16 protein-coding genes and 5 tRNA genes are annotated in these 17980 nt (G+C 61.9%); 9 read left to right on the top strand and 12 right to left on the bottom strand.

Annotated elements, in window-relative coordinates:
* The first annotated feature begins 96 nt into the window (after positions 1 to 96).
* The gene (locus tag ACVOLQ_RS07345; RefSeq protein WP_481527536.1) at positions 97 to 2925 is read left to right on the top strand and encodes an ATP-binding protein; all 2829 of its coding nucleotides are present in this window, start codon (positions 97 to 99) and stop codon (positions 2923 to 2925) included.
* Here the strand turns inward: ACVOLQ_RS07345 and ACVOLQ_RS07340 are convergent.
* Positions 2894 to 3049 (bottom strand): hypothetical protein, encoded by a 156-nt coding sequence (locus tag ACVOLQ_RS07340; protein ID WP_481527535.1) that lies wholly within the window; start codon positions 3047 to 3049, stop codon positions 2894 to 2896. The two genes, ACVOLQ_RS07345 and ACVOLQ_RS07340, sit on opposite strands and share 32 nt — an antisense overlap.
* A gap of 809 nt (positions 3050 to 3858) precedes the next feature.
* Between ACVOLQ_RS07340 and ACVOLQ_RS07335 the strand changes: the two genes are divergently transcribed.
* The 5 genes from ACVOLQ_RS07335 (at position 3859) to ACVOLQ_RS07315 (ending at position 4855) form a co-directional block, all read left to right on the top strand.
* A tRNA-Ala gene (locus tag ACVOLQ_RS07335) sits at positions 3859 to 3934 on the top strand.
* A gap of 51 nt (positions 3935 to 3985) precedes the next feature.
* A tRNA-Glu gene (locus ACVOLQ_RS07330) sits at positions 3986 to 4061 on the top strand.
* 135 nt (positions 4062 to 4196) lie between these two features.
* A tRNA-Ala gene (locus ACVOLQ_RS07325) sits at positions 4197 to 4272 on the top strand.
* Between the two features lie 51 nt (positions 4273 to 4323).
* A tRNA-Glu gene (locus ACVOLQ_RS07320) sits at positions 4324 to 4399 on the top strand.
* Between the two features lie 180 nt (positions 4400 to 4579).
* Positions 4580 to 4855 (top strand): hypothetical protein, encoded by a 276-nt coding sequence (locus ACVOLQ_RS07315; protein ID WP_481527534.1) that lies wholly within the window; start codon positions 4580 to 4582, stop codon positions 4853 to 4855.
* A gap of 261 nt (positions 4856 to 5116) precedes the next feature.
* On the opposite strand, the gene ACVOLQ_RS07310 is transcribed toward ACVOLQ_RS07315, so the two are convergent.
* Positions 5117 to 5203 (bottom strand) — tRNA-Leu (locus ACVOLQ_RS07310).
* A 122-nt stretch (positions 5204 to 5325) separates the two neighbouring features.
* Between ACVOLQ_RS07310 and ACVOLQ_RS07305 the strand changes: the two genes are divergently transcribed.
* Complete coding sequence (locus ACVOLQ_RS07305) at positions 5326 to 5694, top strand: response regulator (RefSeq protein WP_481527533.1); 369 nt, start codon at positions 5326 to 5328, stop codon at positions 5692 to 5694.
* A 138-nt stretch (positions 5695 to 5832) separates the two neighbouring features.
* Here ACVOLQ_RS07305 and ACVOLQ_RS07300 read toward each other — a convergent pair whose 3' ends face one another.
* The 7 genes from ACVOLQ_RS07300 to ACVOLQ_RS07270 all read right to left on the bottom strand — a co-directional run bounded on the left by ACVOLQ_RS07300 (position 5833) and on the right by ACVOLQ_RS07270 (position 12411).
* The gene (locus ACVOLQ_RS07300; protein WP_481527596.1) at positions 5833 to 8208 is read right to left on the bottom strand and encodes a Tex family protein; all 2376 of its coding nucleotides are present in this window, start codon (positions 8206 to 8208) and stop codon (positions 5833 to 5835) included.
* Between the two features lie 117 nt (positions 8209 to 8325).
* Positions 8326 to 8541, bottom strand: a complete 216-nt coding sequence (locus tag ACVOLQ_RS07295) for a hypothetical protein (protein WP_481527532.1) — start codon at positions 8539 to 8541, stop codon at positions 8326 to 8328.
* Positions 8542 to 8666: 125 nt separating this feature from the next.
* Positions 8667 to 9101, bottom strand: a complete 435-nt coding sequence (locus ACVOLQ_RS07290; protein ID WP_481527531.1) for a hypothetical protein — start codon at positions 9099 to 9101, stop codon at positions 8667 to 8669.
* Positions 9102 to 9158: 57 nt separating this feature from the next.
* Positions 9159 to 9533, bottom strand: a complete 375-nt coding sequence (locus tag ACVOLQ_RS07285; RefSeq protein WP_481527530.1) for a YfeK family protein — start codon at positions 9531 to 9533, stop codon at positions 9159 to 9161.
* Positions 9530 to 10597 carry a class III poly(R)-hydroxyalkanoic acid synthase subunit PhaC gene (locus ACVOLQ_RS07280; RefSeq protein ID WP_481527529.1) on the bottom strand — a complete coding sequence of 356 codons (1068 nt, stop codon included), beginning with the start codon at positions 10595 to 10597 and terminating at the stop codon, positions 9530 to 9532. The genes ACVOLQ_RS07285 and ACVOLQ_RS07280 overlap by 4 nt, the downstream gene beginning before the upstream one ends.
* Positions 10594 to 11742, bottom strand: coding sequence for a class III poly(R)-hydroxyalkanoic acid synthase subunit PhaE (gene phaE / locus ACVOLQ_RS07275; RefSeq protein ID WP_481527528.1), 1149 nt, complete (start codon positions 11740 to 11742; stop codon positions 10594 to 10596). The genes ACVOLQ_RS07280 and phaE overlap by 4 nt, the downstream gene beginning before the upstream one ends.
* A gap of 54 nt (positions 11743 to 11796) precedes the next feature.
* A complete protein-coding gene (locus tag ACVOLQ_RS07270; RefSeq protein WP_313495572.1) occupies positions 11797 to 12411 on the bottom strand; it encodes a CDP-alcohol phosphatidyltransferase family protein in 615 nt (204 codons plus the stop codon).
* Positions 12412 to 12656: 245 nt separating this feature from the next.
* Between ACVOLQ_RS07270 and ACVOLQ_RS07265 the strand changes: the two genes are divergently transcribed.
* Complete coding sequence (locus ACVOLQ_RS07265) at positions 12657 to 13232, top strand: class I SAM-dependent methyltransferase (protein ID WP_481527527.1); 576 nt, start codon at positions 12657 to 12659, stop codon at positions 13230 to 13232.
* Positions 13233 to 13236: 4 nt separating this feature from the next.
* Here ACVOLQ_RS07265 and ACVOLQ_RS07260 read toward each other — a convergent pair whose 3' ends face one another.
* From ACVOLQ_RS07260 to ppsR, 3 genes are all read right to left on the bottom strand, one after another.
* Positions 13237 to 13725, bottom strand: a complete 489-nt coding sequence (locus ACVOLQ_RS07260; RefSeq protein WP_313170108.1) for an NUDIX hydrolase — start codon at positions 13723 to 13725, stop codon at positions 13237 to 13239.
* Positions 13726 to 13779: 54 nt separating this feature from the next.
* Positions 13780 to 14286 (bottom strand): DUF1249 domain-containing protein, encoded by a 507-nt coding sequence (locus tag ACVOLQ_RS07255; protein ID WP_313170107.1) that lies wholly within the window; start codon positions 14284 to 14286, stop codon positions 13780 to 13782.
* Between the two features lie 281 nt (positions 14287 to 14567).
* Positions 14568 to 15389 (bottom strand): posphoenolpyruvate synthetase regulatory kinase/phosphorylase PpsR, encoded by an 822-nt coding sequence (gene ppsR, locus ACVOLQ_RS07250; RefSeq protein WP_481527526.1) that lies wholly within the window; start codon positions 15387 to 15389, stop codon positions 14568 to 14570.
* A gap of 197 nt (positions 15390 to 15586) precedes the next feature.
* On the opposite strand from ppsR, the gene ppsA reads away from it, so the two are divergent.
* Positions 15587 to 17962, top strand: a complete 2376-nt coding sequence (gene ppsA, locus ACVOLQ_RS07245) for a phosphoenolpyruvate synthase (RefSeq protein WP_481527525.1) — start codon at positions 15587 to 15589, stop codon at positions 17960 to 17962.
* Positions 17963 to 17980 lie beyond the last annotated feature (18 nt).

The following is a 17980-nucleotide window of genomic DNA, read 5'->3' as shown; positions in this document are numbered from 1 at the left end:
AGTCCTAATATTCGTCTTGCAAGCTTCAGACAACGCCCTGAAATCGGGCTTTTCACCACACCAACCGGCTGTTGCCCAACGTGAGTGGAATCTCAAATGGCTTCTGAACCAGGCATCGCAGGGAACGACACGCGCCCTCACACGCCCGCACGGACAAACGCCCTGAAACTCCTGAGCCGCCACCAACGCGCCCTGTTGTACGTCGGTGGCATCGTCACCACGCTGATCCTGGCCGCAGTGACGGTTGTGGTCATCCATTCGCAGATCAAGGACTACATCGCCGAACGGCATGCCGACCAGGGCAGCCGTCGCATCGCATTGCAGTCGCTGTTCGCGGTACGCGAGGGGGCGATACGCGTCACCACCGCACAGGAGGAGCACGCCTGGGAATCACGGCAGAAGCCTGACCCCGACCTTGTTCTCAGGTTTACCGATAGCCACGGTCGCATGACGATCCAGCGTTCCGCCAACTCTCCGCCCGTACTGGTTCTGGGAGATACGGATCGGGGCCGTTCGCTGGAGAGCCTTGCGCCCTACCTGAAGCTGGCCGATGAAGTCAGCCACCAGGCAGGCACCTTCGCCCGCGCATTGAACGCTTCCATCTACTTTTCCAGCCACGACCACAGCTTCCTCGGAGCAGGCCCTCTGCCGGACGCCAACCTGCTTGCCCGGCACAAGGGAGAATCCACCGCCGCTCTCATCCAGCGCTTTACGCCAGGCCAAGCCCCCACCGTCGGGGGCGAAGATATGCCGACGTCGACAGGCCCGGTTTGGTTGCCCATCGCCGATGATCCCCTCACCGGCAGGCCTTCGTTGTTGCTGCAACAGCGGGCGTTCGCAGACTCCGGGGCATTTGCGGTTTTCGTGGCCTCCTACCCTGTCGAACTGGTGACGACCTTGCTCGGCTCGACACAGACCGACGAGTTCTGGATGATCGCCGATCGCCGCGGGGATCTTCTGCTTGGCGCCGAACAACCCAACGTCCGCGCGATTGCCCAGCTCCCTGTCAGCCATTGGGCCGGCGCAGCACCCGCGGAAAAGCGCGACAGGTTCGAGAGGATGGACGGGCGATTTGTCGCCACCGATCCGGTTTCTCCGGCCAACGGCGGCTGGCAGCTGATCCACACTTTTTCCTGGCGGACGATCATTGCCGCATTGTGGCCAACCCTATTGGCTTATATCGGTGCAATGTTGCTGGCGATAGGGTTTGTCTGGGCCGTCCTGCTGCTGATTGAGCGGAAAGTGTTCCGCCCCGGCTATGTCCGCTCGGAACGAATTGTCGAGAGCGAGAACCTCAACCGGACGATGGTCGAGACTGCCCCTTTCGGTCAAGCGCTTCTGTCGGCTTCAACGGGCGAAGTGCTACTTAAGAATGCCGTCATGACCAGCTATGCGAACGCGCTGACCGAAACAGCGCGCCCGCTACACCTGGGTTTTCTTGACGCTTTTCATGAACATGATACGGCCAGCATCGCTTCCCCCGGCGTGGAACTGAGCGTCCTGACCCGCGAAGGAAACGAATGCGCGTTATTGGTAAGTGTGGTACCGACCAAGTACCAGGGACGCGACGTACTTTTATGCAACTTCACCGATATTACCCTGCGCAAGAAGGTTGAACAGGAACTGCAGAACGCCCGCGCCGCCTCCGAAGCAGCGAATGAAGCGAAATCGACTTTCCTGGCCATCATGAGCCATGAGATCCGCACACCGTTGAACGCCATCCTGGGCAACCTGGAGTTGCTGGAACGCACTTCGTTGACAGTCGAACAGCACAGTCGACTACATGCCGTCACCTCATCGTCCTCTGCCTTGCTGAATATCATTAATGACATTCTGGACTTCTCCAAGGTCGAGTCCGGACAGATGACGATCGAGTCGATACCTTTCGACCTGAAAGAAGTGACACAGCAGTGCATCGATATGTTCTCGCCGATGGCGCAGGCCAAAGGCCTGGGCCTGGATCTGATCGTTGGCGATGAAATCCAGCCACGCTACATGGGTGATCCCACACGCATCCGCCAGATACTCTTCAACCTGATCAGCAATGCGATCAAATTCACCGACGCAGGTGACGTGCTGGTCGAAGTCTACCTCCAGGATGACAACGCGATTGACTCGGCCATCGTCCTTGGCGTGAGCGATACCGGCATCGGCATGAGCGAAGCCCAGCAAACGGCCCTGTTCACGACGTTCTCCCAGGCCGACTCCACCATCGCGCGACGCTATGGCGGCAGCGGTCTGGGGCTGGCGCTGTGTCGACGCCTGGCAGAGCTGATGCACGGCAGCATCCAGGTCAAGAGTTCGCCAGGTAATGGCAGCACCTTCATCGTCACCTTGCCACTTGCAGGCACCGCGGCGGGCCTCTCCCAGGACGCATCCCCCACCCCGTCGGACCTCGTACAGACGGCCTCCCTGCATGTCCTGGTGGTTGACGACCATCCTGCCAATCGCAGGCTGCTGCAGCTTCAACTGGAAGCACTTGGCTGCAGCGCAAACACATTCGAAGACTGCGGCGCAGCAATTGCCACCTTCAATGACCAGTCCTACAACCTGATTCTGACTGACCTGAACATGCCTGACATGGATGGCTTCAGCTTCGCGAGCTGCCTGCGTAACCGCGGGGTTACCACCCCCATCGTCGCAGTCACCGCCCATGCCTCGGACCAGGACAGATCGCGCAGCAGGAAAGCGGGCATCAACGGCATCCTGATCAAGCCGGTTCTCCTGGAAGCGCTACGCGCAACACTCTCCCAACTTGGCAAGCCCCACGCACTACTACAAACCAACGAAAGTCAGTGGGACATTGCCACCGGCATGCTTCCAGCAGAGGTGCACGCCCCCCCTGCTGGCCTCGCTTCAGGATTCCATCAACGCAATCCGCCAAACCTTGGACTCAATCGGCGCGAATGGCCTGCAACCGAATAGCTTCGATCACCACACCGACATCATCGGCAAGCATCTGCATTCGCTGCGCGGCGCGTTCGCCTTCATCCACGAGGCGGACATCGCCCGGCAATGCGCAGCGATGGAAACGCTTTTGCAGCATCAACAGCTAGACCGACTCGAACAGGCACTTAGCGATCTTGATGCTGCGGCACATGCGGCACTTGAGCGCAGGCGAAAGAGCCCACCTCCCAAACACGACAACTAGAACCAGCAGAAAGTCGCCCAAGCAGCGCATAGTGGCACGGCACAACCCTGTCGAAGCCAACGTCATGCGCCAGGCTAACGGCACGCCTGATGAACCTTGTTGTCCCAGAGACTCGACATCTTGAAGTCGCGCTTCAACCCTGCCTTGGCATAAGCCCGGTCTCGCCCTTGCCGTACCACCTCACAGGCGTTCGCTCTTGACGGTGCTGAAGACCGTTGCCGCACTGGCCGAACAGCCGCCGCCGGCCTCGGCGCCTTCCCCCGCAATGGAGACCGAACCGCGTCCTTAGGCAGGACCACGGCCGCATCCTCGGCACCGGACGCAAAAGCCCTGCGTTCCAACTCAGCGCCTTCGCAGGCAGCCTGCTGATAGGAATACCCGTCCGCTGTCCGGCACTTGTAGACAAACGATTCAGCCCCGCCGGGTCCCTGGGCAAGCAGGCAACTCAACACGACATGGAGATAGGCTGCCACGACTGCGACTCCAACTGACTGACCCAGCCTCAACTTGCCACGCCGCCCCTGTGCGCGATGCAGGTTGGCGACGCAGCCCGGCGTCAGACTCGTCCGCGACAACGGTCAGGGGCAGGTTCGGCGGCCTTTCAGTGGCATCTCATGGAATGAAGAAATTTCTTCACAAATCGCTTGCGGTAAATGTGAAGCCCCGCTATTATTTCTTTCTCGGCAACGACGTAACAACGCAACACCGGGGCCATAGCTCAGCTGGGAGAGCGCCTGCATGGCATGCAGGAGGTCAGCGGTTCGATCCCGCTTGGCTCCACCAAATTCGGACATTAGGCCGTCTGAATTGTCGACAATTTGATGAGTATAACGCGTCCCCATCGTCTAGAGGCCTAGGACATCACCCTTTCACGGTGGCGACCGGGGTTCGAATCCCCGTGGGGACGCCATTCATCAGGTACAAACGGACCCAGCCGTATCGGGTCTTTTTTTATCGAAGCAATCTTCCCAAGAGATTGCACAGGAAGAAGAAAAATCTTCCAATTCGGTAAAAGACCGCTATAATGGCGGGCTAGCAACAACGTGGGGCCATAGCTCAGCTGGGAGAGCGCCTGCATGGCATGCAGGAGGTCAGCGGTTCGATCCCGCTTGGCTCCACCAATCCAGGCCTTAGGCCGTCTGGATCTACAATCTGAGATTTGAAGAATACGCGTCCCCATCGTCTAGAGGCCTAGGACATCACCCTTTCACGGTGGCGACCGGGGTTCGAATCCCCGTGGGGACGCCATTTCTAAAAAGCTCCGAGCAATCGGGGCTTTTTTCTTGCCCGCGATTTACAACGGCGCTGCCCTGCCCGCCCAGGCCGAACACAGCACCCAACCTCCAGCGAGTCCTTCATCGACAGCCAGCATCCCGCGCCAGCATACTTGAGCGCTATTTGGGCGCGGGCAATGGCAAGGATCAACCGATGAACATGAAAGCACTCGCCATCTTGTTGGCCGGAGCACTTCTAGCGTTCGCAGGGACGACGCTGCACGCCAACCACCTCTTTGCCGAACGCTCGCAAGCGCCCGACCCGAGCAAAGGCGAGATCATTGAGTTCAAGGTGAAAGGATCGGATCGCACGGTTTACATCACCAGCGGCGATCGCATGCAGCATTGGTCGATTCTCGGCGCCGGGATTCTATTGTTCCTGCTGGGCGCCAAGGGCGGCGCCCTGCAGCGAAACCGCGTACAGAACTAAGCCCGCAAGCAGCTGCATACCTTTGTGGGAACGAACGGCGTAAGCCGCGAATCCAGAAGGCGGCAGTGTGATGCCCGGATATCCCCACAATATTGCCGGCTTCGCGGCTTACGCCGCTCCCACATCGATGCTGCAGATCGAGGCTTCGCCAGCAGAGCCCTTGCCGAGCATGGCTCGGCACTACTGGACAGCACGCCGCAATTGGAACTGCCTGCCAAATTCCAGGCAAAGAAAAAGGCACCGCTGGGTGCCTGTTTTCTCTGGTGCCGAAGGGGGGACTCGAACCCCCACGCTTTTAAGGGCGGCGGATTTTGAATCCGCTGCGTCTACCGATTCCGCCACTTCGGCTTGCAGGAGCGGAATTATAGCGGAGCTTGTGGCGCTTGGGCAGGCCTTGGTGGAAAATATTTGTGTAATGCCAGTTTCGGCGACTGACTATACTTCTCCCGATCCAGATACAGGGGCAAACGATGGGCTCACTCGAAGGTACGAGGGTGCTGGTCGTGGAGAACGACGAGCTGAATGCCATGCTGCTGCAGATGCAGCTTGAGATGGAAGGCATGCTGGTGGGCGGCGTCGCTGCCACGGTCAGTGCTGCCTTGCAGATGATCGATGAGCTGCAGCCCCAGCTCGTGTTCCTGGACTATTGGCTGGCATGCAACGAGAACAGCAGCCCGGTTGCCGAACGTCTGAGGCAGCGCGGCATCCCGTTCCTGGTCGCCACCGGGATGGAAATCGATCAGCTGCCTGCAGTGTTCGATGCCGGCGTGAAGCTGTCCAAGCCTTACACCGGCAGCGATCTGAGCCAAGCACTGCAGCGTGCGCTTGCCCCGGCTTGAAGTTCCAGGTTTGTGTGGGCGACGTAAGCCGCGAAGCAGATGGATCATCGATCGGCACCGATGCCCTGAACTTCCACATTGCTAGCTTCGCGGCTTACGCCGCTCCCACGGGATTGATGGAGCTCTGCGGCAGCTGACTCAGCTGCCGCGTTTTGCCCTTGCGAATGCATCGGCCAACGCATTGTTGGCCGGCGCCGCAGACACTGCCGGTCGGCCACCGCCATTGCCTGGATTGCGTTGACCGCGCTGATCCCGATCACGCCCGCTACCCGCACCACGCCCCTGCCCTGCGCCGCGCTCGTCGCGCTCGGTTCTTTTGGCCGGGGCGGGCGTATCTTCAAGGCGTCGGGTCAAGGCGATGCGCTTGCGTGCAACGTCCACCTCCAGCACTTTGATCTTGACGATATCGCCCGCCTTGACCACATCGCGCGGATCCTTGACGAAGGTATCGGACAAGGCGGAGATATGGATCAGGCCGTCCTGGTGCACACCGATATCGACGAAGGCACCGAACGCGGCAACGTTACTGACAACGCCCTCCAGGATCATGCCTTCGCGCAGGTCCTTGATGTCCTCGATGCCCTCGGCGAAACGCGCGGCCTTGAACTCGGGACGCGGATCGCGGCCTGGCTTTTCCAATTCCTTGAGAATGTCACGCACGGTCGGCACACCAAACTTGTCGTCGGTGAACTGTTCGGCCTTCAGGCTACGCAGGTAACTGCCGTCGCCCAACATCGCCTTGATCGGCTTTGCAGCGGCAGCGACGATGCGCTCGACCACGGGATACGCTTCCGGGTGAACCGCAGAGGCATCAAGCGGCTCGTCGCCATCTGCAATCCGCAGGAAGCCGGCGCATTGTTCAAAGGTCTTGTCGCCCAGGCGCGGCACTTTCAGCAGGTCCTTGCGGCGCTTGAACGGGCCATTCTCATCGCGGTGACGGACAATATTCTCGGCAACCGTCGATGACAAACCCGATACGCGCGTCAACAGCGCGGCCGAGGCGGTGTTGACGAACACGCCGACGGCATTGACGCAGTCCTCGACGCGCGCATCCAGCGCCTTGGCCAGACGGAACTGGTCGACGTCGTGCTGGTACTGGCCAACACCAATGGCCTTGGGCTCGATCTTGACCAGTTCGGCCAGTGGATCCTGCAGGCGGCGCGCAATCGACACTGCACCACGCAGCGAGACATCCAGGTCCGGGAATTCCTTGGCGGCAAACTCGGAGGCCGAATACACCGAGGCACCGGCCTCGCTGACCACCACCTTCTGCAGCTTGGGATTGGCACAGGCGGCGATTGCCTCGCCGGCCAGCTTGTCGGTTTCGCGACTGGCTGTACCGTTGCCGATCGCGATCAACTCGACATTGTGCTTGATGCACAGCTGCTTGATCGTCTGCAGCGACTGCTCCCACTGCCGGCGCGGCTCGTGCGGGTACACCGTCTCGGTGGCCAGCAGCTTGCCGGTGGCATCGACGACGGCGATCTTGCAGCCGGTGCGGATGCCCGGATCCAGTCCAAGCACTGCCTTGGGACCGGCCGGCGCTGCCAGCATCAGATCCTTCAGGTTGTCGCCGAACACCGCAATCGCCTCAGCCTCGGCTTTTTCGCGGGCCTGGTTGAACAGGTCCAGCAGCAGGTGCATATGCAGTTTGGCGCGCCAGGTCAGGCGGCAGGCGTCCAACAACCAGCGATCGGCCGGGCGCTCTTTGTTGGCGATGCCTGCGTTGAGCGCTACCCGACCTTCCGCATACTGGTGGCCGGCTTCGGCGTCGCTGCCCGGGTCCAGTTCGAGGAAGATGAACTCCTCGCGGCGCGCGCGGAACAAGGCCAGCAGGCGGTGCGAAGGAATCTTCGCCAATGCCTCGGCATGATCGAAGTAGTCGCGGTACTTGGCGCCTTCGGCCTCCTTGCCCTCGGCAACGCGGGCACGGATGATGCCGTTCCCAGCCAGCCAGTTGCGCAATTCGCCAACCAATGCAGCGTCTTCACCCCAGCGCTCCATCAGGATGGCGCGTGCACCTTCCAGTGCCGCCTTGGTATCAGCAACGCCCTTTTCCGCATTTACAAAACCGGCGGCGAAGACCTGTGGGTCCAACATGGGATCGCCGAGCAGGCCATCGGCCAGCGGCTCCAGGCCCGCCTCGCGGGCAATCTGAGCACGGGTGCGGCGCTTCTGCTTGTAGGGCAGATACAGGTCTTCCAGACGCGACTTGGTGTCGGCGCCCATGATCTGCTCACGCAGCACATCGGTCAGCTTGCCTTGTTCATCGATGCTGGACAGCACGGCGCGGCGACGATCTTCGAGTTCGCGCAGGTAGGTCAAACGACTTTCGAGATTACGCAGCTGGGTATCGTCCAGGCCGCCAGTCACTTCCTTGCGGTAGCGGGCGATGAACGGAACGCTGGCGCCCTCATCCAGCAGCGCGATGGCCGCCTTGGCCTGAGTGGCTTGTGCGCCGATCTCGTCGGCGATTGTCTGCGCGATCTGCTGCGCGAGCTTGGTGTCTTGCATTGCCGGTGCGGTAGCCACGGTGACGGAAGCTGCCATTCTGGCAATGCGCGCGCCCGGGGGAAAGCCGTTGACAGCACGCGCCGGACCTGTCGCCCGGCGGCGCGCACGCCTGAATACTCAGGCCAGATGCTGATACAGCCGTTGGCTTGCGACGTCGTCACGCAGATCTTCCAGCACCATGACCCGCATCGAGCCCCTGCCGGAGACGTTCATCGTCCGTTCTACGTAAATTTCCGGGCCATGCTCGGTATCTGCGCGGGTTTTGCTGAAGCCGTACGGCACCACACCCTTATCGCCATCCTTGCTGCCACCGATATAAAGAACAACTGCCATGGTGGTTCGTGCTCCTGTTGGATCTGTAACAGGTGCAACGATACGTGGTGGCGCGTTACAGAGATGTACACGAAAGGTTGTCATTTGATGTCAGCGCTTGCCGCGGACATGAATGTCGTCCTTCCTCAGCCACGTCCAGGCCACCAACCGTGGCCATGCATGGCGTAATGATCCGCCGCGCGCTCGAACGGATTACGCACACTGACACCGCCACACAACAGGTAAACCGGCAGGAACAGCGGACCCAGCACCAGATACTGGAAAACATGCGCACGTTCATGGTCGCCCAGGCGAACGCGCGGATGCAGGCAACGGCCCGCGCGATGCTCGTAGGTCAGGCACAGGCCGTCCAGATCGTCGCCAGTGTGCAGAATCACCATGCCGAAGGTGATCGCACCACCGGGCCCCCATGGCCAACGTCGGAACACCAACGCGCACTCCCTGTGGCTCCAATACGGACGCGCACCGGCAATGCTACCCAGCGCACCGCCGATCAAACCGACCAAGGTATTGGGCGAGGTCCACACGCCGCCCAGTATGCGCAGCCACATTGGCACCATTGCGAGCTGCACCTGGCTCAGGTTCGCAGCGCGGTTGTGGTATGTGGCACGTGCATGTCAGCCGGCCGGCGCACGCAGGCGCCGCAGCTGCTGCAGGAACCACGCTGAGGCATCCTGCTCCGGGACGCCGTTGCAGGATACCTTGTAGGCCTTGCCGCTCATGCTGCTGCGACTGGCCGCGCGCTCGATGAACTGCTCGCTGCTGTCCACCAGGTCACGCTTGAGCAGGTAGTCATATTTCCGCTGCAGATGACCGCGTGCAGCCACGGCGTCATACCAGCTGCCATTGCGCTGAAAGCGGCAGCCGGAGTTTTCCAGCGCCTGCATCAGGCCGTTGATCTCGCGTTGGGTTGCCGCACTGGGCGCAGCATCTGCCGGCAGCATGACCACGGCGAGGCTTGCAGCCATCAGGAAATTACGGATCAGCTTCATGCGCGCTCACTCAACCAGTCATTGATGGCGCCAGGCACCTCGCGCTGGGCACGCCCCGACACATAGATGCCGATGTGGCCACCGCGGAAACCCAGCTCGGTGTAGTCCTTGCTGCCGACCTGCGCCCGCATCGCCTTGGATGCAGCCGGCGGCACCAGGTGGTCCTGCTCGGCATAGATGTTCAGGATTGGCATCTGCACCTGCGCCAGATCCACGGCCTCGTCACCGATGCGGATGCTGCCGTTGACCAGGCCATTGGCTTGATAGAACTGCTTGACGAACTCCCGGAACGTCTCGCCGGCCAGATCGGGGGAATCGAAGATCCACTTCTCCATGCGCAGGAAGTCTTCGAGCGCCTGTTTGTCGTCGAGGATATCCATCAAGCCCACATACTTCTGCACGTTCAAGCGGAATGGCTTGAGCATCAGGTAGCTGGCGTTCATCAGATCGGCCGGGATATTGCCCAGGGTATCGACGAACAGATCCACATCCACGTGCCGGGCCCAGTGCGACAGCATGTTGTCCGCGGTGTGGAAGTCGACTGGCGTGACCATGCTGATCAGGTTCTGTACCTTGTGGGGACGCAGGGCGCTGTAGCACAGCGCGAATACGCCACCCTGGCAGATGCCAAGCAGGTTGACTGGCGCCCCCCCACGCTGCGAACGCAGGTGATCGACCGCACCGTCGATATAGCGCAGCAGATAGTCCTCCAGGGTCAGGAAGCGCTCCGAACGATCCGGGTAACCCCAGTCCAGCACGTATACATCCTGGCCGAGCGCCAGCAGTTTCTGTACCAACGAACGACCATCCTGCAGGTCGACCATGTAGGGCCGGTTGACCAGGGCATAGACAATCAACAGCGGCGGTTTGCGGGTATCGGCTTTATCGCTGACGAAGCGATACAGCTTCACCTTGCCGTCACTCCACACTTCCTGGCGCTCGGTGACGCCATAGTCCACGTCTTCAACGCCCGGTAGCAGCTTCAAGCCATCGACCAGCTTGCGCTGCCATTGCAGGGCCTCCTGCAGCAGGTCGTCATTGCCAAAACCCAGCGGACCCTTCACTTGGCACTCCTACGCCGTGCCGGCGCTGCTCTCGAGCTGGCAGCGGCCACGGACTTCCTGGCTGCGACCTTCTTCACCACAGCCTTCTTCGCTACCGACGTCTTGGCCGCAGGCTTCCTGGCAGATTTTCCGGCAGCGTTCCCGATAACCGGTTTTGAGGCCTTTGTTGCCGCCGGCTGCGGAGCACGCTTGATCGGTTTGGCAGCTGGCTTGGCCGTCGATGGCGCCGCCGACTTGGCCGTTGCCGCGGAAGGAGCCACCTGCTGAGTAGCAGCAATCAAACGTCGTACCTGCCGCTCGAGCTCGGCGATGCGGCGGTGTGCCGCATCCATTTCAGTACGGGTTGGCACACCCATCGCATCGCAGGCCCGTTCCAGCTCGCTCTGCGAGGCGGCGCGCAAACGCATCTGGGCATTGGCCAACTCGCCGTAGATGCGTTGGAAATCTTCGGAGAGCGCCACCTTTGCATAGGCTTCCTCAGCGGCATCGATCCATAGATCGAACATCGCACGCGCACTGGTCAGCTGGCTGCCGGGAACTTCGTGCTCTGCCAGCTTGGCCTCGAAGCGCTTGAAGGCATCGTCCAGAACGCTGCGGATCGTATCCACATAAGCTTCGGCACGCGCCTGGTATTCCTGCTGGATCTTCAGCAAAGCCTGCCAGCGCGCCTGGTGCTCGCGAGCCGGGCCAAATGCCGGTGCGTTCAACCAATCACCACCGCGAAAGCCGCTTTGCGCGGCCTTGGCGAACTCGCGCAACCAGGGTTGATCATTCAGTGCATTGCCTCCGCGTGCAGCGCCCAACATCCACTGCAGCAGATCATCGCCCTGCCCCGCCTGCACGGCTTCACGCCAAGCGCCGGCAACTTCCGCCGCCGAGGTGTCCTTGCCGGCAAAGCGCGCGGCGACCTGCTGCATCATGCCCAGCCAGTCGCCAGCCTGATGTTGGAAGCGCGCGCCCAGCGCCTGCACTTCCGCAGGGGTGTCCGTGCTGACCAGCCGGGTCCACTGGGCAATGCTTTCACGCCAGGGAAAATCGCTGCCTGCGGCTGCACCCGGGCCTTGCATGGCCTGTGACCATGCGTCCCAGTAGCCGCGCATGCTGGCTTCAAAATCCGCGTTGTCGTTGCTGCCTGGCGCCGCCATTGCCTTACTCCCGGGATACCGGCTGATGATAGCAATGCGACCGGGCTACCGGCGTCAGGGCTTGGGAATCCGCAGCGTCTTGCTGATCATCAAAGAGCCCGACAGCGCGAACAACAGGACCAGCGGATGCAGCTGCCACGGACCCAGCTGCCAGCTGCCACCCCATAGCAGGGGGCCGATCGCATTGAAATGCGCCGCCAGCGCCAACACGATCACCAGCGCCAGGCTGGTAGGGATCGGCGTACCTTCAAAATACGGCACCTTGTCCGATTCGCCGGCAATCTCTTCGGCAGTCACGTTGTAGCGCGCCAGACGGCTGACGCCGCAGCAGACGAAATAGCTGAGCACCAGCCAATCCCAGCCACCCTGCATACCACAGGCATAGGCCAGCGCCGCTGGCGCCACGCCGAAGGAAATGATGTCTGCCAGCGAGTCCAGCTCGCGCCCCAGGGTTGACGAGGATTGCCGCCAACGCGCCACCCGGCCATCCAGCGCATCAAAAATGAACGCCAGCGGGATCAAGGCCATGCCAAACATCAGGAAGCCGCGCTGACCGTCCTGCAGGAAGCGCATTGCCGCGAACACCGCACCGGTGCCGCAGAACGCGTTGCCGAGGGTGAACCAATCCGCAAGCTGGAACTCACGGAGCATCGAGAAATGGCGTTTCATGGGAACTCGCGGTGCATGGACCCCAACAGGGTACCGCGCGCGCCTGAATGATGGGCAGTACCCGCGCCAAGCCGCCCGGACGTGAGGTTCCCAAAGATCGCCGGGATCGCTAAGGTGCCGCAGGACCCAGCCATCGCCACGTCTCAACCACCCACATGGACACAGACGAGATGCTGGATACCCCAACCCTGGCCGCGCAATTGCGGTAGCCCCATGGCGATGCCGCGCCTGCCGTCGCCGACTCGATGAACCGCAGCAACGCTGGGCTCAACCACGCTGCCATCGATGCGCTGGCGGTACGGCCGGAAGAGTTCGTGCTGGAGATCGGCCCCGGCAACGCGGCCTTCGCGCCGGCGCTTCTGGAAGCGCCGGGCAGCCGCTACCTCGGCATCGAACTGTCGCTGGAAATGGTCCATGCGGGCAATGCCAGGCTCATCGAGGCAGGTTTGGCCGACCGAGCGGCCTTGCAGCTCGGTGATGCCAATGCGCTTGCGCAGGACGATGCCACTGTCGACGCCGTGCTGGCGGTCAACACCAGCTACTTCTGGCCCGTCCTGCTGCCGGTACTGGGCGAATTTGCGCGCGTGCTGCGCCCGGGCGGCAGGCTATGCCTCGCCTTCGGCGACCCGGTGTTCATGCGCACATTGCCTTTCACTGCACATGGCTTCCACCTGTACAGCCGCGACGAGTTTCAACAGGCCCTGCACGCGTCCGGACGATTCACTCGCCCGTCTTGGCACACCCATCAGGAAACCGGCACCAGCAACGATGGCCGGCAGCTGCGGAAGCACTTCCACATACTGCTCGCCCAGCGTCGATGAGCGCCTACAGCCGGGTATAGCTCCAGGACTGCATACGCCCATCGCGGTAAGGCATCACGCCATGGAACGGGCGCGGGTCATCGTCAAATACCAACGGCAGGAAGTGGCGGTCGCCCTCCCATAGCGGCAAGGATTCCAGCTGATCCAACGCCACCCATTCCAACGTGCCTTCCCGATTAACCTCCATCGGCGTGCCGGTGTAGTCGTCGATGACGAAGATGAAGGCAAACCAGTCCTCACCATTCTTGCCGAAACCGGGCCAGCTGATGCTGCCGCGCAAGCGCGTCGTGCCGCATTCGATACCCGCCTCTTCAAGGATTTCACGATGCATGCAGGCGAGGATGTCCTCGTCGGCTTCCATCTTGCCGCCCAGCCCGTTGTACTTGCCCAGGTGCATGTCACCGGGACGGGTATTGCGGTGAATCATCAAGGCCTTGCTGCCGTCGGCAGACAGCACATAGCCGAGCGTGGCCATAATCGGGGTATACGGCATAGCGACAACCGGAACCAGAGGGGCGTGCAGTATGCCCGATGCGCACGCCGCGCCTCAGCTCGGCAGTACATCCATGCGTCGCATAGGTACGACGGTCTCGTCGACACGGCGGAGCGTGGCAATGCTGTGACCGCGTTCAGCCAGGTATTCCAGCCATTTCCCAAGGAAGGTGTTCATGCGCATGCGGTGGCTGATCAGCGCTTCCGGCGGTGGATACATGCCCATCACATCCTGCCAGCGCCGGCCCACATAGCAGTGCGTGGTCTCGGCTTGGCGTGCATCACGGTAAAGACGCACGAACGCCGATGGATCCGGCTCACCGGTGACCGGATCGCACAGGTCATAGGTCAGGCGCAGTTCCACCGTGTAGCGGTGGCATTCGATCACATCCAGGCGCAGGTCCAGACCATCGCCGATGCTGGAAAGGTGGCTGCCGACATGCAGCCGATCCGGCGCGAACAGGCGCATCAGATGATCATGGTTTTCCGCATACAAACCCATCAGCCAGCCGAGCCGGCTGAGCCTGGGGATGCGATCGATGCGGGAGAGTGCGCCTGCCATGGAGCCGATCCTACACGCCGAGGCGTGCAGGTGGCATCACCGGTAGTGCCGAGCCATGCTCGGCAAGGGCTCCACCGGCAGCCCCGAAATATCTCGGCAGCGGCATCAGCCGCGAGACTGGCCTCACTGAAACCACAGCACCGCCTACCGCTCTGGTGAACCACCAGCTTCGCGGCTGATGCCGCTGCCACAAGCCAAACCATGGTCAATCAAGGGTTACCGGTAATGCCCCTGCCGAGCATGGCTCGGCACTACCGTTGGTTGTTCCGGCGCCCTTTGGCTTAGAACATCTCCCGCTGCAGGCTCAGGGTGCTCAGGACCTTGCTGGAGATCTCTTCGATGGAGGTGTGTGTGGTGCTCAGGGTCGGGATGCGCTCCATGCGGAACATGGTCTCGGCAGCGGTGACCTCGCGCTTGCAGGTTTCGAAGCTGGCATAGCGCGAATTCGGGCGCCGCTCCTGGCGGATCTGCTGCAGGCGCTCGGGGTCGATGGTCAGCCCGAACAGCTTGTTGCGATACGGACGCAGGCGTGGCGGCAGGCGATCCTGCTCGAGGTCTTCCTCGGTCAAGGGGTAGTTGGCCGCGCGGATGCCGTAGTGCAGCGCCAGGTAGATACAGGTCGGAGTCTTGCCGGCGCGCGACACCGCAACCAACACCACATCGGCCTCGTCATAGTTCACGGCGATGCCGTCGTCGTGGCTGAGCGCAAAATTCATCGCGTTGATGCGGCGATGGTAGGTATCGAAGTCGACCATGCCGTGCGCCTGCCCCACCTTGGAGTGGCGCGCGGAACTGAGCTCCTGTTCCAGCGGCCCGATGAATGGGGCAAAGACATCCAGCACCAGGGCCCCGCTCTCCTCCAGGATCAAGCCGAGGCTGGAATCCACGCAGGAACTGATGACGATCGGACGCACCTGGTAACGCTCGCCGGCGGCCCGGATGCGCGCCGCCGCCTCGTGCGCCTTGTCGGCATCGTCCACGAACGACATGCGATCAGTCACGAAACTGAAGCCATTGAACTGCGTCAGCAGACTGTGGCCAACGGTCTCGGCGGTGATGCCGGTACCGTCGGAAACATAGAAAACCGGCCGGATTGCCGTCATGAAAGCTCCCTTCAGAGTGTGAACCTGACCACAGGTCAAGCGTGATGACCTAGCCTGTCCCGAAAAAGACAAGCACAAGACAAAGTATTGTCACAAGCTTGTGCGGCTTCGGTGTGCACTGCATCATATTGGCTTCTTCCTACGGACGTGGCCATCCCAAGCCCGCCACGGGCGATGGCCTCAACGGAGCATCGCGCTTGAACGAGAATATCCTGTGGTTGCATGAGCTGCGCTTGGCCGACCTGGCCCGCGTAGGTGGCAAGAACTCCTCGCTCGGGGAGATGATCGGCAATCTTGCCGGTCTTGGGGTGTCCGTCCCCGGTGGTTATGCCACCACCTCCGAGGCGTTCAAGGACTTCATCGCCCATAACGACCTGTCCAAGCGCATTTTCGACAAGCTGGCCACGCTGGACGTGGAAGATGTCGCTGCCCTCACCGTTGCCGGCAAGGAAATCCGCGGCTGGGTAATCGACGCCCCGCTGCAGCCGCAGCTGGACAAGGACATCCGCGAAGCCTACGCAAAGCTGAGCGCCGAGAACGGCGGCGGTGACATCGCCGTTGCCGTGCGCTCCTCGGCAACCGCCGAAGATCTGCCGGACGCTTCGTTTGCCGGCCAGCAGGAAACCTTCCTCAACGTGACCGGTGCCGACGATGTCGTGCACAAGGTCAAGGAAGTGTTTGCCTCGCTGTACAACGACCGCGCCATCGCCTACCGCGTGCACCACGGCTTCAAGCACGAAGACGTGTTCCTGTCCGCTGGCGTGCAGCTGATGGTGCGCTCGGGCGTCGGCTCCTCCGGCGTGCTGTTCACCCTGGACACCGAGTCCGGCTTCCGCGACGTGGTGTTTGTCACCTCCTCGGTCGGCCTGGGCGAAATGGTCGTGCAGGGCGCGGTCAATCCGGACGAGTTCTACGTCTACAAGCCCAGCCTGCATGCCGGCAAGCCGGCGATCCTGCGCCGCTCGCTGGGCTCCAAGGCGATCCGCATGGTCTATTCGGACGTCCCGGGCGAGCGCGTCAAGATCGAGGACACCCCGGTCGAGGTGCGCAATACCTTCTCGATCAGCGATGAGGACGTGCAGGAACTGTCCAAGCAGGCGCTGGTCATCGAAAAGCATTACGGCCGCCCGATGGATATCGAGTGGGCCAAGGACGGCGTCAGCGGCAAGCTGTTCATCGTCCAGGCACGCCCGGAAACCGTGAAGTCGCGCGCCAAGGCCACCCAGATGGAGCGCTACGCGCTGCAGGGCAAGGGTGAAGTGATCGCTGAAGGCCGTGCCGTCGGCGCCAAGATTGGTGCTGGCGTGGCCCGCGTGGTCAAGTCGCTGGACGACATGGCCCGCGTGCAGCCGGGCGACGTGCTGATCGCCGACATGACCGACCCCGATTGGGAGCCGGTGATGAAGCGTGCCTCGGCCATCGTCACCAACCGTGGCGGCCGCACCTGCCACGCCGCCATCATCGCCCGTGAGTTGGGCGTGCCGGCCGTGGTCGGCTCGGGCAATGCGACCCAGGTGATCCAGGACGGCCAGGAAGTGACCGTCAGCTGCGCCGAAGGCGACACCGGCTTCATCTACGCCGGCAAGCTGGACTTCGAACGCAACACCACCGATCTGGGCAACATGCCGCCGGCACCGTTGAAGATCATGATGAACGTCGCCAACCCGGAACGTGCCTTCGACTTCGGCCAGCTGCCGAACGCCGGCATCGGCCTGGCCCGCCTGGAAATGATCATCGCCAGCCACATCGGCATTCACCCGAACGCGCTGCTGGAATACGACCGCCAGGACGCCGCCACCAAGAAGAAGATCGACGAGAAGATTGCCGGCTACAAGGATCCGGTGAGCTTCTATGTTGACCGTCTGGCCGAAGGCATCGCCACCTTGACCGCCTCGGTCGCACCGAACCCGGTGATCGTGCGCCTGTCGGACTTCAAGTCCAACGAGTACGCCAACCTGATCGGCGGCAGCAATTACGAGCCACACGAAGAGAACCCGATGATCGGCTTCCGCGGCGCCAGCCGTTACGTCGACCCGAGCTTCTCCAAGGCCTTCGCACTGGAATGCCAGGCCGTGTTGCGCGTGCGCAACGAAATGGGCCTGGAGAACCTTTGGGTGATGATCCCGTTCGTGCGCACCCTGGAAGAAGGCCGCAAGGTGGTGGAAGTACTCGCCGCCAACGGCCTGAAGCAGGGCGAGAACGGCCTGAAGATCATCATGATGTGCGAAGTGCCGTCCAACGCACTGCTGGCCGATGAGTTCCTGGAAATCTTCGACGGCTTCTCGATCGGTTCCAACGACCTGACCCAGCTCACCCTGGGCCTGGACCGCGATTCCTCGATCGTCGCGCACCTGTTCGACGAGCGGAACCCGGCGGTGAAGAAGCTGCTGTCGATGGCCATCAAGAGCGCACGCGCCAAGGGCAAGTACGTCGGCATCTGCGGCCAGGGCCCGTCCGACCATCCGGATCTGGCCGAGTGGCTGATGCAGGAAGGCATCGAGTCGGTGTCACTGAACCCGGACACCGTGGTCGACACCTGGCTGCGCCTGGCCAAGCTGAAGGCCAATAGCTGATCCAGCGCTGCATGCCTG

The organism is Stenotrophomonas sp. STEN031, from assembly GCF_056759975.1.
This window is presented reverse-complemented; position numbering and strand designations above follow the sequence as displayed.